Source organism: Flavobacterium sp. 5 (assembly GCF_002813295.1).
Lineage (GTDB): Bacteria > Bacteroidota > Bacteroidia > Flavobacteriales > Flavobacteriaceae > Flavobacterium.
On the sequence record NZ_PHUE01000001.1, the window covers coordinates 2164954 to 2178910 of the forward strand.

Consider the following 13957-nt stretch of genomic DNA (forward strand, 5'->3'; position numbering starts at 1 on the left):
AACTCAATTTTTACACGAAAGTGTATTTTTATGTTAAAAATAAATTTTTAACTTAAAAAATAGCATTTTAGTTTTATTAAAATTGTTTCATCAACACTTGTTTTTTATGATTTATATTACAAATACTGCGTTAAAAAAAATAAAAATAAACATTTTTAAACAAAATCAAATAGAAATACTAATTATTTTATGCTAAATAAAATAGACTTAAATTATTTATCAATTTTAACAATAACCATTCTTCCATTATAAGGTTTATTTCCTTTTACTGCTAATGCTTCTGTAGCTTCTTGTATATTGTCAAACTTGTCTGTATATATAAAATATTTACTGCTATTTACGTCATAAAAGAAATTTACATTTGACTGTCCAGCAGCAACAGTTTTAGTGACAAATGCATCTCTTTTTTGTACATCAGTATGAACCGCTAATATCATATAATAGCCGCTTTCTAAATTTTTATTATTCTTAATGATCTGCATGTTGGCTTGACTGTCTCCAAAATCAAAATCCTCAGCTTTTAATGGTACACTACTAACTTTAGTTGTTTCTTTTATTCGTTTCAAAGTAGCTGCATCCTGCGCCAAACGATCTTGGTCATTTGAAGAAACAGCACGTTTAATTCTACGTTTTTTCTCTATCTCAGTTTGAACTTTAATTTGCTCCAAAGTAGTAATTAAAGCTGTATTAGATTGTTCTGTCTTAGCTTGCTCCGCTTTTAGATTTTCGATAGTTTTCAAATAATTTTGATTAATCAAATCATTTTTTGGAGTCTTTTTAAGTCTTTCATTATAAAGTCTGTTAAATTCAGCTAAATTATCAGACTGTGTTTTATTAAGTTCGGCAATTTGTGCTCTGATAGATTCCAGCTCGGCATTCTCTCCAGCGGTACTCTTGAACTCTACTGTTGTATTTTTCACGATACCTTTATCACTTAAATCATTCTCCTCTCTCATCTCTTTCAGCGCTTTTTCTTTATTTGCAACCGAAACATCTAAACGAGATAACAATTGTTGTTGTTTTCTTTTAGAATCTTCCAACATTTTTGTCAAATTATCCATTGACTTACCATACTCATCTTTAGGCATTGCATCAGCTTTAGCCTTGGCTAAAGCATCAACAGCTAGTTTCGCAGCGGCAGCAGCTTCAATCTTATCCTGTTCAATTTGAGCAGCAGCATCTGCTTTTGCTTTGGCATCGGCTGCTAATTTTGCAGCAGCAGCAGCAGCATCAGCTTTGGCTTTAGTATCGGCAGCTAGTTTGGCAGTAACAGCGTCTGCATCAGCTTTGGCTTTAGCATCGGCTGCTAGTTTTGCTGCGGCAGCATCGGCAATAGCTTTAGCTTTAGCATCAGCAACCAATTTAGCGGTAGCATCAGCATCAGCTTTTGCTTTTGCATCGGCAGCAAGTTTGGCAGCGGCAGCATCGGCATCAGCCTTAGCTTTAGTATCTGCAGCTAATTTTGCAGCAGCAACTGCATCAGCTTTAGCTTTATTATCAGCAGCAAGTTTCTCTGCAATTGCATCAGCATCCGCTTTAGCCTTGGCATCTGCAGCTAATTTTGCAGCAGCATCTGCTTTAGCTTTAGCATCCGCAGCTTGTTTAGCAGCATCGGCATCCGCTTTAACTTTATTATCAGCAGCAAGTTTCAGTGCTGCTTCAGCAGCAGCTTTTACTTTGGCGTCCGCAGCTAATTTTGCCTCGGCAGCTTGAACATCTGCTTTAGCTTTATTTTCTGAGGCTAATTTTGCAGCAGCAATTTCAGCATCTGCTTTAGCTTTAGCATCAGCAGCCTGTTTAGATGCTTCAGCATCAGCTTTGGCTTTATTTTCAGAAGCTAATTTAGCAGCTTCTTCTTCGGCATCCGCTTTGGCTTTAGCAGTAGCTGCAAGTTTTGCAGCAGCAGCATCAGCTTCTACTTTAGCTTTAGCATCTGCAGCTAATTTTGCAGCAGTTGCATCGGCATCAGCTTTAGCTTTGTTATCAGCAGCTAGTTTTACGGCAGCAGCATCGGCATCCGCTTTAGCTTTGGCATCAGCAGCAAGTTTAGTAGCCACTGCGTCAGCATCAGCTTTCACTTTATTATCAGCAGCTAGTTTTACAGCAGCAGCATCGGCATCCGCTTTAGCTTTGGCATCAACAGCTAGTTTAACAGCCGCTGCGTCAGCATCTGCTTTCACTTTATTATCAGCAGCAAGTTTTACGGCAGCAGCATCGGCATCCGCTTTAGCTTTGGCATCAGCAGCAAGTTTAGTAGCCGCTGCGTCAGCATCTGCTTTCACTTTGTTATCAGCAGCCAATTTAGCGGCAACAATTGCTTTAGCTTTATTTTCAGCAGCAAGTTTTGAAGCAGCATCTGCATCAGCTTTAATTTTAGTATCAGCTGCTAATTTAGCAGCTGCATCCGCTTTGGTTTTATTTTCAGCAGCAAGTTTCGCAGCCGAGGCTTCAGCATCAGCTTTTGCTTTGGCATCAGCACCTAATTTAGCTTTAGTAACTGGATCTTGTTTTTTAGTAGCTAATACTAATGCTGCCGCAGCATCAGCTTTAGCTTTAGCATCGGCATCTAATTTAACTTTACGTTGAACTGCATCTGTTTCAGATTTAGCTTTAGCAGCTGCAACAGCATCTGCTTTAGCTTTAGAAGCAGCTTCCAATTTAGCCTTATTAGCTTCAGCAATTTTAGCGCGTTCTGCCACTTTTGCATCAGCAATTGCTTTAGTATCAGCTTTAGGTGTAGCGACAACCTTTTTTTGTACAGGTGCAGGTTCTATCAAAGCACCTTCTTCTTCTTCATCCCCGTAATCAAAATTCTCATTCTTAAACTTATATGCCAATACAATTATATGTGAGCCTCCTAATTGTGAAATATCTCCAATACCCATACCATATGAATATTCAAGGGCAATTTTAGGGGTAATATTTAATCCAAGGCCAGCTGTCATACCAAGAACGGAATGATAGCCCGCTTGAGCCCAAATTCCTTTTGGAATGGTAAACATTGCTGATCCTGAAAAAATGGTTTTTTCTTTATTAATTTCAGTTTTAATTATTCCTGAAAATTTACTTTTATCAAAAAAACCATAGGAATCAATAAAACCTGTATACATTATATGCCCTTCAACACCTTGATTCGGATCATCTTTTAGAATTCCAGAATCAAAATTATACGTGACCATATTATTTAATGCCAATCCAAAGTCTAGGAAAGTAGTTCCATAATTGACTCCTGGACTAATTGTCATTAAAGTATTTGACGGTATGTTTTGTAATGAAGGGTCAGCAAGATCATAAGCAACGACTTTACCTCTATCTAAACCACTTTTATAAGCACTAACATTAATTCCAAAAGTTAAATTATTGTCTTCTTGTAAAAGAATATTATGAGCAAAATTGGCAACAAGACCAGTCGTACTTAGCACACCTTGGCTTTGCTTAAAAATACCAAGTCCTACTCCTTCATTCTCTTTGAAACGACCAGAGTAACTTAACATATAGGTTTTAGGAGCATTATCAAATCCAGTCCATTGGGTTTTATTAAACAAAGTAATATATGCACTTTGTTGTCTCACAAAACTAAAGGCAGGGTTAATAACAAAGGAATTAAATTTTAAAGAGTTTCCTGGTGGTATAACATAAGACACAACACCGTTTTCTTGTTGAGCATAGAAAACATGAATAGAACAGCAAAAAAAGAAAACGCTTAGTAAAATTTTTTTCATATTATTTAAGAAGAGTTATCGAACCCTTTTTGGCAGATTCGCCATTTGGAGTAATTATATAATAATAAATAGGATTGAAACTTTTTACTTCAATCGAAGATTGTGGCCAGCCGTTATAATTATCATAATCATTTGTTTCAAAGACATTTTCACCAAAAGAATTAAAAATAACAACATGGGTATTTGAATTACTATAAACATCTGGAACAATCCAGGTATCATTTATACCATCAGAATTTACCGAAACAATATTTGTAGGCTCAGAAGTTTTATAAACAGTACCGTCTGACACTCTAAAAGAAATTGCACATCCCGATATAATCGCTTTATAACTTCCGGCTGCATTTATAACTAAAGCACTTTGATTTGCACCTGCAATAGCTCCATTATTAAAATACCATTGATAAGTTGGATTTGAGTCAATAGTAGAAGCAGCTACATTTAGTGTATCTCCTTTGGCAATAGTTAATGTCTCACCTTCAGTAACAACTTTATCAATATAAATATTCTTATAGTTAGCAGTTATGGTACCCGTAGATTTCAAATCAATTGAACCAGTAGCTGTACAACCACCAAAATCAATATCACAAGTATATACGCCCGAAACATTTGTTTGATAAGTTTGACCAGTAGCTTCAGCAATTACTGACCCATCTTTTTTCCAGATGTAAGAATTACCAGCAGTTGCTGTTAAAGTAGTCTGATCTGAAGAACAAAAAGGATTTCCTAAACTTGAAACAATAGTAGGTCCACCAGGACCAGCACCACTTGTTACTGTAACCGATTGTGAGCTATTATTAAAATCTGAACAAGGCCCATAATTTAATTCTGCATAATAAACACCTACAGTATTTACTACTAATGAACTTGACGATTGACCAGCAATTAAAACATCATCTTTATACCAATGGTATTTTAATTGTGGATAGTTGGCTGGCGATGAATCCGGAATAGTTGGTGTTGGATTATATACTGTCAAAGTAAGACTACTACCGCTACAAAAACTAATCACATCTTTTTTATCATTAATAAAAAAAGATCCGCTATATGATTTAAAGTAAACTGGTAATGACTTATTACTTATCGTTCCAAAAATTGTAAAACTAGGACTTACTACACCTGATGGACTACTTTTAATTCTCAATTCATAATTATCAGAACCAACTATATCAGTTGGTATAGCAAAGGTTAATGTCTTATCAGTTGCAGTATCTGGAGGAGTGTTATTAAGAGGTGGTAATGGAATAGTAGCAATAGGGGTGGTAAAATTACCAGATGGGTCTGATAATTCAACAACAAAGGTTTCACTTGGATCAAAACCTGAAATTTTGAATTGCGCCTGAAACTCATTAAATATTTTACTAGGATCATTAGGATAAGGACCTCCTGCACAAATCTTCTCAAAAGGAAGTATTTTGGGTGAAATTTTTTGTGCAAACAAAACTCCAGTTGATGGAAACGCCAACAACATCAAAAAAAACAGAAATGTACAAAAAGAAAATAAAGATGTAGTTTTACTATTCATAGGTTGATATTTGTTGCTTTTTTGGGGAGATATCCAATATGTTACACATCAATTGTGTTCAACCAATTATTGGATATGTTTGCTATTTAATAGGATTTTCAAAACAATTGAAACACTTTTTAATTAATAAAATGAAAGCTAAACCTACTTAAAATTAGGTTTAACTTTCATTTTTTATATTTAAGATCAAATGTCCTCTTTTATTTTGTAGAAGCTGTTATTTTAGTAAGTGCTAATCTAAAATCTGGTCTTCTTGGATTTGCAAAATCATTAAACGTTTCAAGATTAGAAGTTTTAGACATTAAATTAAAGAAAACACTGTTTCCATAATAACTTTCTAAATCTTCATTATTTAAAGAACCCGCTGAAAATATATTTCCTTTACAGAAATTTAAATACATTTCCTCGATTCTTATTTTCTTAAGATTTTTGTCATTAATATCGATTTTAGAATCTAAAATCACTGCAGGATTAAATCCAGATATTACACTTTTTCTTAAAACTAGTGTTGTATTCTCTGCTACGAAAACCGCTTCTTTTACCAATCCAGCTTTTATATCTGCATCAATATCATCACTATCATTTGCTAATGTAAGATTGGTAGCCGTTACCGAAGTTTGTTTTTTAGTAAAATCAACATCTTCTTTTTTAATATAAGAAGAAATATCAAGACAACGAGAGCCATTACTATTACTTATATAAGAAGATCTAATTGCTAAAGAATTATCGATTTTAGCTTGTGCTCCTAATGTAAATTTAAAATCAATACCATTACATCTGTATGAAACTACTTTTTCCATTACTGGTTCGCCACCAAGAACATCAAAAGCGTCTCCAGCTGCATAACTTACCATTATATTTTCTAAGATTGTTTTATTTCCAATCCCTCCAAGTAAAATAGCATCAAAATTATCAGCTCCTCTGGCTTTCTTTCCAGCATATTCAACTCTGACAAATCTTAATACTCCAGATGAACTTGCAGGATTACTACCACCATAAGTTGTTAATGAAGGATCTAAATCATCATAATTAACAGAAGAATAAAGTCCGAATTTATTAATAGGTGCGTCACCAAGAATCACGATACCACCCCAATCTCCAGCTTTTTTAGTGCTTTTATTAGAAGTAAAAACGATAGGATCAGTTTCTAAACCTTCAGCTACTATCTGCGCTCCTTTAGTAATAATCAAAGTTGCTCTAGATTCAGCATCACCAATAATTATAGTACCTGGATCAATTGTAAGTACTGCATTATTAGTAACATATACATTACCTTGAATAATATATACATCTTTTTTTGTTAGTCTTGTATTTACTGTGATATTACCAGCTAGAATTTGCGTTGCTTCACCATAATCGGCTTTAGCAGGTTTGAATTCTGTCCAGTTATTCAACCAATTGCTTGGTCCGAAAATTCCTTTCTCTTGTTGAGCACTTACGTTACTAACAACTGCAAGAAAAACCCATATAAATAGTAATTTAGTTTTCATAGGTTTGGGGTATTAAATTTTATTTTAGTCCTCTGTAGGCTAGAGTTAATGACTCATAAAAAGAGTTAAAGATCAGGCTTAGAAAATGTAATTTCTCTAAAAATATTTTTTTATTGTGCTTCTAATTCCTTCAATGATTTTAATGTTTGCTCATAAAACAAAACAGCAGCTACAAGTTGCCCTTTGTCGCAAAATGGTAACATTTTTCTTAAATAATCAACAGTGATATCCAAGTAAGTTTGTGTAGCCTCTACTTCTAAATCCAAAGCTTTTTTATTATCTGCAGTATCAGGAATACCTAAATCCGTCATGGTAACACCTGGCTTAGTCGCCAAAGCAATATTTGGTAAAATTTTCACGATTACCTTCATACGCTCAATGTATAATTCCACCAATTCTCCTTTTGATAAAGCTTTCAGTGTTTTATCATCATTATAAGTACGAATAGACGCACTTGTACTAATAATACTTTTTGGCATATTTGGTTTTGCTTGTGCTATACATTTTGAAGAACTTAATGCTAACATAAAAATACTGAAAAAAATAATTTTCCCTTTCATATCTTGGATTTATTAATTAATAAAACAAAAATATACAATTAAATTGAATTTCCAACTCTTGAAAAATAAAATATAGATTATTTTAATGTCCAAATACATCAATTTTTACATTACATCATGTAAAATCAGCACTTTATCGAAATAACTTGTATATTAAAAAAAAATTAAAATTAACCAAATTTTAATTTAAAAGAAATGATTTTCCTATTAAATTCAATATCTAAAATACAAAATTAACACTTTTAACAGAAGTAATACAAAAGTTATTAACACATAATGGTTAAAAACTACGGATACAATTAAAGCAATTGCAATTATCCAAAAGCGTAATAGCTATTGGCCACTATTAAACTTTATAATAGAAAATTTTTGAAACTATCATTTTCTCCTATCTTTGCCACATGAAATTCTCGAAAATTTTAGGACAGGAATACATTAAAAATCACTTAATAAAAAGTGTCGATTTAGGCAGAATTCCTCATGCTCAACTTTTTGTAGGCCCAGAAGGTAGTGGAACTTTACCAATGGCAATTGCTTATGCACAATATGTTTTATGTAATTCTCAACAAGGATTAAATGATTCTTGTGTTTTGAAATTTGAAAAAATTTCTCATCCTGATTTGCATTTTATTTATCCAACAGTAACTACTGACGAAGTAAAACAAAAACCAAAAAGTATCGATTTCATTTCCGATTGGAGACAATTTATGTTCGAAAACCCATATGGTGGATTGTTCGATTGGTATGCAAAATTGGGTGTTCAAAATAAGCAAGGAGAAATTCGTGTAGATGATGCGCAGGAAATTTTAAAATCACTTTCTCTTAAATCATATGAAGGCGGGCACAAAATAATGATTATTTGGATGGCCGATAAAATGAATATAGCTGCCTCCAATAAACTTCTAAAATTACTTGAAGAACCACCTGAAAAAACAGTCTTTCTTCTTATTTCTGAAAATGAAGAAGATATCATTCAAACCATTCGATCCAGATGTCAGATTACGCATTTTAATGGATTGAGCGAACAAATAATTGCTAATGCACTTGTTGAAAAAGAACAAATAGAGCAAAAAGCAGCTTTAAAAATTGCTCATCAATCGCAAGGCAATTATAACAAAGCGCTTCATTTATTGAATGCCGATGATGAAGCTACACCTTTTGAACAATGGTTTGTTACTTGGGTTCGAGCTGCATTTAAAGCAAAAGGAAATGCAGCGGCTATTCAAGACTTAATAGAGTGGAGCGAACAAATTGCAGCATTAGGTCGGGAGACTCAAAAAAAGTTTCTGCAGTTTTGTATTGAAATGTTCCGTCAGGCATTGTTACTTAACTACGAAGCCAAAGAACTTGTTTACATTGAAACCAAAGTTGAAAAATTCAAATTAGCCAATTTTGCTCCTTTTGTAAATGGCAATAATATTAATGATATTTTTAAAGAAATATCAGACGCCATGTATCATATAGAACGCAATGGTAATGCCAAAATAATTTTAACCGATTTATCCATAAAGCTTACACGTTTAATTCATAAAAAATAAAACCTCATGAATAATATTGCCTCAATCTTATTATTAGTTTTTTTAGCAATCACCTTTTTACAATCTTCACAAGACAAGTTATTTCATTGGAAGGACAACTTGGATTGGCTTAAAGAACATTTTAAAGATACCGCTTTACGCAATCAAGTACCATTAGCTTTAGTTAATGTCTTAATATTAGAATTGATTTCTGGTATTTTATGTACTGTAGGCGCCATAGAACTTGCACTAAACAGTGGTAGAGTATATGGTTTGTACGGAGCTATCTTTTCTAGTATCACTCTTATCATGTTACTGTTTGGACAACGTTTGGCCAAAGACTATGATGGAGCTAGAACGATAGTTTTATACTTTATCCCTTCGGTAATGGCGGTGTATTGGTTGAACTAAAACAATACCAATAGAAACAAGAATAAACAAAATCACAACAAATAAATATGACGGCAAAACACCCTTCTGAATCTTTAACAATTTTAACCGATTTGGTTTTACCGAGCGAAACCAATCCTTTGAATAACTTATTTGGAGGTGAATTATTGGCCAGAATGGATCGTGCTGCAAGTATTGCCGCAGGAAGACATTCGCGTCGCATTGGAGTAACTGCATCCGTAAATCATGTTGCTTTCAACAAATCTATTCCTCTTGGAAGTGTCGTAATCATAGAAGCAAAAGTATCAAGAGCTTTTAAGAGCTCAATGGAAATCTATCTTGATGTTTGGGTTGAAGATCGTCAATCTGGAAATAGAACCAAGGCTAACGAAGCTATTTACACATTTGTAGCTGTTGATGATACTGGTAGACCTGTAGAAGTTCCGCCAATTGAACCTGAAACCGAATTGGAAAAACAACGTTTCGATGCTGCATTAAGAAGAAAGCAACTAAGTTTAGTACTAGCTGGTAAAATGAATCCTCATGAAGCTACAGAATTGAAAGCCTTATTTACAACATAAATAATATATTAAAACAGCTATTCTATTAAAAACCTAGGTTCTAAATTCGAAGCCATGATTTTACGTGAGGGATGGAAGCAAGCTACCACGTAGCGCTTACAACCAAACAGCCTCTTGATAAAAGGGCGAATACGCGCAAAAAGAATTAGCCCTTTTATCAAGAGGGTGGCACGCCCAGAAGAACGAACAGACGAAGTAGATATTCAGACCCAATTTGTTGAAAAGTCGTCTATTGTGACTTCAAAAAAAAGAAGTATTTTTACGGGCACTAAAATAAATTTACACCCAAGTATTTGATTAAAATAGTTGGAAATCATATAAACGGAAGAAAAATGAAAGAAAAAGTTAGTTCAGAAAAAGTCGGTTCAGAAAAAGAAGCTAAGTTAAAAGCATTACAACTTACTCTTGACAAATTGGACAAGACCTACGGAAAAGGAACTGTAATGAAAATGGGGGATAAAGCCATTGTGGAAGTAGAAACAATTTCATCTGGTTCATTGGGAGTTGATTTAGCTTTGGGAGTTGGCGGTTATCCAAAAGGAAGAATTATCGAGATATACGGACCAGAATCATCTGGTAAAACAACTTTGACTTTACACGCTATTGCTGAAGCTCAAAAAGCGGGAGGAATTGCTGCTTTTATAGATGCTGAGCATGCATTTGATAGAAATTATGCTGAAAAATTAGGCGTTGATATTGAAAACTTAATCATTTCACAACCTGATAACGGTGAACAAGCATTAGAGATTGCTGAAAACTTAATTCGTTCGGGAGCAATTGATATTGTGGTTATTGACTCGGTTGCAGCATTGACACCAAAAAGTGAAATTGAAGGTGAAATGGGAGATTCTAAAATGGGTCTTCATGCACGTTTAATGTCACAAGCTTTACGTAAATTAACAGGAACGATTAGCAAAACAAATTGTACAGTTTTCTTCATTAACCAGTTGAGAGAGAAAATTGGGGTAATGTTCGGAAATCCTGAAACGACCACGGGTGGTAATGCATTGAAGTTTTACGCTTCGGTACGTTTGGATATTCGTCGTTCTACTCAAATTAAAGATGGTGATAATGTATTGGGTAACCGTACCAAAGTTAAAATCGTTAAAAATAAAGTAGCACCACCATTTAAAGTTGCAGAGTTTGATATCATGTATGGTGAAGGTGTTTCAAAAACAGGAGAGATATTAGACCTTGCCGTTGAATTTGAAATTATCAAAAAATCAGGTTCTTGGTTTAGCTATGGAGAAACAAAATTAGGTCAAGGGCGTGATGCTGTTAAATCATTAATTAAAGACAACCCAGAATTGGCAGATGAACTTGAAGTGAAAATCAAAAGTCACATTAAAGAATTGGCTGACGCATAAAAACTAAAAGTTTACAATTATACAACCCTCAAAAAAGTAAAATACTATTTGAGGGTTTTTTTATGAAATAGATCATCAGCAATCAAGCTCATTTTCAATCAGAAGACTTGAAGAAAGCATTGAGGAATTATAATTAAAATTTAACTTAATAATAGAGACAAGGGTACCCTATGGAATAAATTATGAAAAATGAGTTCGAATAAATCCAGCAATGACAGACTTTATTATATAACATATTAGCATCACAGGAATATCTATTCTTTAAAAAAAACTTCCAAAACGTTCATGTTCAATTTAAAATTTATTTACAAAACTTCTTTTTAATTTATTAAGAATAAAATTATATTTACATAAAAAAATTTACCAATGAAAAATTTAAAAATGAACCGTCACTTTATAATATTCTCATTGCTAATTACTTTTAGCACCTACTCCCAGTTTAGTGGTTGGAAAGATAAAATAACTCAAGCAGGAGCAGCACTTGGTGCAAAGACCTTGGGACTAGATAAAATTCTGAAAAAACCAGCCGCAATTACAACCTCTTTTGAAGATGTAGATAAAACCAATTCTAAACTTCCAGACTTTTTCCTTGTAAATAATCTGCAACCCTTATACCTTCTACCAAAAGCACCAAATGGGGGTTACATTCTATGCGATGGTTTTTATGAAATGACTAATAAAAGTTATTGTTTACACGCTGGCACATTTGCCCCTTCAAAGGGAGATGGCTATATGTATTCACCTACTCTTGGCCCTAAGCAAGAAATTGTAACTACTATATTAAAAAATGCTGAGAATCACCCAGAGATTAGTCAACATGATATTCAAATATTATTATGGACTATTATCGCCAGAACACGTTTTGCTGATTATGCTGGTCAGGTTAAACTAACTGCAATTGCTTTATTAAGCACTCTTGAACTAACTCATCTTGAAGGAGGCATGCTTGGAGTACTTCCGCAAAGCGTGATGGACAAAGCAAAATCAACTCTGCCTGAAAATCTACAAAGTATTTTTGCAGCAGAAAATGAAATCCGCCAACTAGTTGCCTCTGGTAATTACACCTATGCCGAAATGGAACAATATGCTATCCTAGCGGGTATGGCTCCCACAAGGAGCGATGTTCCTAGTGGCATTTGGACTTTACACCCAGATGGTTATTATATTCGATATTTCCCTTCGGGTTATTCCGTTACTAGGGTGCAAATTTATGTTCCAAAAGAAATTATAGCTTCTGGGAAGACTATTATATATGATGCAACTAATGACATTGCTTGTCCAGCAAATACTGGTTCACAACGTTTGGCTCAAACAAATGAACCATTGAATCCTCTTTATAGTATTAAAATAAAAACCAATTGTAAATAACTGTATAGATCTAAAAAAATTTATATAGCAAGATCAATATGTGTTTTTGATTAAAGACAATCAAGAATTGATGGATAAGCGTGAAGCAAAATCGAAAGTCGTATTAAAGAATTGGCTGACGCATAAAACTAAAAAGTTTACAACTATAAAACCCTCAAAAGTAAAATACTATTTGAGGGTTTTTTGTAAAACACAACGCCATACTAATATAGTGGCTCGCCTACCGATTTTGTAGGCACACTCGATTTTTTTGATAGGCTCGCCTTCGATTTTAGTGCGCACGCCTATCGATTTGGTAGGTGTCGAATTTAAAATGGTTAGGCGTGCCTAAACATTTTAAAGGCATCGCCTCGATTTTAATAGGCGATGCATCGTAATTGTTTATGCGGGCTATAGTTTTAGTTAGGCGAGCCTATAAAAAAGATAGGAACCCCTATGATTTTTGTAGGCGAGCCTATCATTTCAGTAGGCGTGCCTATGGTTTTAGCAGGTGGGCCTACCCAAATGATAGGCTCGCCTATATTTTTTTTAGGCGTGCCTCTAATTTATATAAGCGTGCCTAAGATTGAGATAGGCTAACTAACCAACAACATATCTAAGAAATATAAATTATCAACTAATCTATAAAAAAAGGTCCGCAATTGCGGACCTTTTTTATTTGGATTTAGAAGCATCTATCTTTTGAAACTCCATCAATTCATCAAATATTATTTTTCGAACCTGCTCACGCAATTCTTTTCGATCTAATGACTCTCCAGTTTCAGAAACACTTTCAACAGGAGGTAACATTTTTGCCCGCATCAATCCGGGACTTCCACTATAAAAGGTATAGGATAATCTTTTTTTATTGTCTGGAAAAACGAGAGGTACTATGGGTAAATGATGTTCGGCTGCTAAACGGAAAGCACCGTCTTTGAAAGTATCTAATATAATAGACTCATCATGCGGAACTCCTCCTTCGGGAAAAATACAAATACTAAGACCTCTATCAATTCTTTTTTGAGCTTCATCGAACACTTCCATTCTACTTTTCGAAGAACTTCTATCAACCAATATACTCGTTCTTTTGTAGAAGAAACCAAACAGAGGAATTTTGGCCAAAGACATTTTTCCAACAAAGACAAAAGGATTATCTACAACCGCAAGCATTAGCATAATATCGGTCATCGAAGTATGATTGGCCACAAACATGTAACTCTTTTTACGATCTAACTTTTGAACTTTTTCTACCTTATAATAGAAGCCCATTCCAAAAAGAACACATTTCGCCCAAACGCGAGACATTTTAAAAAAATATGGATATCCGCTAACGGTCAATATAGAAGCAACCAAAAATGGTAGCATAACAAGAATAGGAATGAGCATTACAATGTAAAACCACACCCGCCAAACGGACCATAATATTTTTTTTATACTTTTCATGGAGCCAAAAATAGG

10 protein-coding genes are annotated in these 13957 nt (G+C 34.1%); 5 read left to right on the forward strand and 5 right to left on the reverse strand.

Annotation, left to right across the window (positions count from 1 at the left end):
* Nucleotides 1–212: 212 nt before the first annotated feature.
* The 4 genes from CLU82_RS08755 to CLU82_RS08770 all read right to left on the reverse strand — a co-directional run bounded on the left by CLU82_RS08755 (nucleotide 213) and on the right by CLU82_RS08770 (nucleotide 7297).
* A complete protein-coding gene (locus tag CLU82_RS08755) occupies nucleotides 213–3722 on the reverse strand; it encodes a type IX secretion system membrane protein PorP/SprF (RefSeq protein ID WP_100842734.1) in 3510 nt (1169 codons plus the stop codon).
* Nucleotide 3723: 1 nt separating this feature from the next.
* On the reverse strand, nucleotides 3724–5247 hold the full coding sequence (locus CLU82_RS08760; RefSeq protein WP_100842735.1) for a gliding motility-associated C-terminal domain-containing protein: 1524 nt from the start codon (nucleotides 5245–5247) through the stop codon (nucleotides 3724–3726).
* 200 nt (nucleotides 5248–5447) lie between these two features.
* Complete coding sequence (locus tag CLU82_RS08765) at nucleotides 5448–6737, reverse strand: hypothetical protein (RefSeq protein WP_100842736.1); 1290 nt, start codon at nucleotides 6735–6737, stop codon at nucleotides 5448–5450.
* Between the two features lie 110 nt (nucleotides 6738–6847).
* The gene (locus tag CLU82_RS08770; RefSeq protein ID WP_100842737.1) at nucleotides 6848–7297 is read right to left on the reverse strand and encodes a hypothetical protein; all 450 of its coding nucleotides are present in this window, start codon (nucleotides 7295–7297) and stop codon (nucleotides 6848–6850) included.
* A 401-nt stretch (nucleotides 7298–7698) separates the two neighbouring features.
* Here CLU82_RS08770 and CLU82_RS08775 point away from each other — a divergent pair, with 401 nt between their 5' ends.
* The 5 genes from CLU82_RS08775 to CLU82_RS08795 all read left to right on the forward strand — a co-directional run bounded on the left by CLU82_RS08775 (nucleotide 7699) and on the right by CLU82_RS08795 (nucleotide 12520).
* A complete protein-coding gene (locus tag CLU82_RS08775; RefSeq protein WP_100842738.1) occupies nucleotides 7699–8835 on the forward strand; it encodes a DNA polymerase III subunit delta' in 1137 nt (378 codons plus the stop codon).
* A 6-nt stretch (nucleotides 8836–8841) separates the two neighbouring features.
* Nucleotides 8842–9225 (forward strand): DoxX family protein, encoded by a 384-nt coding sequence (locus CLU82_RS08780; protein WP_100842739.1) that lies wholly within the window; start codon nucleotides 8842–8844, stop codon nucleotides 9223–9225.
* Between the two features lie 47 nt (nucleotides 9226–9272).
* Nucleotides 9273–9785 carry an acyl-CoA thioesterase gene (locus tag CLU82_RS08785; RefSeq protein WP_100842740.1) on the forward strand — a complete coding sequence of 171 codons (513 nt, stop codon included), beginning with the start codon at nucleotides 9273–9275 and terminating at the stop codon, nucleotides 9783–9785.
* A gap of 332 nt (nucleotides 9786–10117) precedes the next feature.
* Complete coding sequence (recA, locus tag CLU82_RS08790) at nucleotides 10118–11152, forward strand: recombinase RecA (protein ID WP_100842741.1); 1035 nt, start codon at nucleotides 10118–10120, stop codon at nucleotides 11150–11152.
* Nucleotides 11153–11518: 366 nt separating this feature from the next.
* Entirely contained in the window at nucleotides 11519–12520 is a 1002-nt protein-coding gene (locus CLU82_RS08795) for a hypothetical protein (RefSeq protein WP_100842742.1), read from the forward strand.
* 654 nt (nucleotides 12521–13174) lie between these two features.
* On the opposite strand, the gene CLU82_RS08800 is transcribed toward CLU82_RS08795, so the two are convergent.
* Nucleotides 13175–13942, reverse strand: coding sequence for a 1-acyl-sn-glycerol-3-phosphate acyltransferase (locus CLU82_RS08800; RefSeq protein WP_100842743.1), 768 nt, complete (start codon nucleotides 13940–13942; stop codon nucleotides 13175–13177).
* Nucleotides 13943–13957 lie beyond the last annotated feature (15 nt).

Excerpts from the sequence above, each read along its gene's own strand:
- CLU82_RS08795 (WP_100842742.1), top strand. The coding sequence starts at position 11,519 with ATGAAAAATTTAAAAATGAACCGTCACTTTATAATATTCTCATTGCTA.
- CLU82_RS08760 (WP_100842735.1), bottom strand. The coding sequence starts at position 5,247 with ATGAATAGTAAAACTACATCTTTATTTTCTTTTTGTACATTTCTGTTT.
- CLU82_RS08765 (WP_100842736.1), bottom strand. The coding sequence starts at position 6,737 with ATGAAAACTAAATTACTATTTATATGGGTTTTTCTTGCAGTTGTTAGT.
- recA (WP_100842741.1), top strand. The coding sequence starts at position 10,118 with ATGAAAGAAAAAGTTAGTTCAGAAAAAGTCGGTTCAGAAAAAGAAGCT.
- CLU82_RS08780 (WP_100842739.1), top strand. The coding sequence starts at position 8,842 with ATGAATAATATTGCCTCAATCTTATTATTAGTTTTTTTAGCAATCACC.
- CLU82_RS08775 (WP_100842738.1), top strand. The coding sequence starts at position 7,699 with ATGAAATTCTCGAAAATTTTAGGACAGGAATACATTAAAAATCACTTA.
- CLU82_RS08800 (WP_100842743.1), bottom strand. The coding sequence starts at position 13,942 with ATGAAAAGTATAAAAAAAATATTATGGTCCGTTTGGCGGGTGTGGTTT.
- CLU82_RS08770 (WP_100842737.1), bottom strand. The coding sequence starts at position 7,297 with ATGAAAGGGAAAATTATTTTTTTCAGTATTTTTATGTTAGCATTAAGT.
- CLU82_RS08755 (WP_100842734.1), bottom strand. The coding sequence starts at position 3,722 with ATGAAAAAAATTTTACTAAGCGTTTTCTTTTTTTGCTGTTCTATTCAT.
- CLU82_RS08785 (WP_100842740.1), top strand. The coding sequence starts at position 9,273 with ATGACGGCAAAACACCCTTCTGAATCTTTAACAATTTTAACCGATTTG.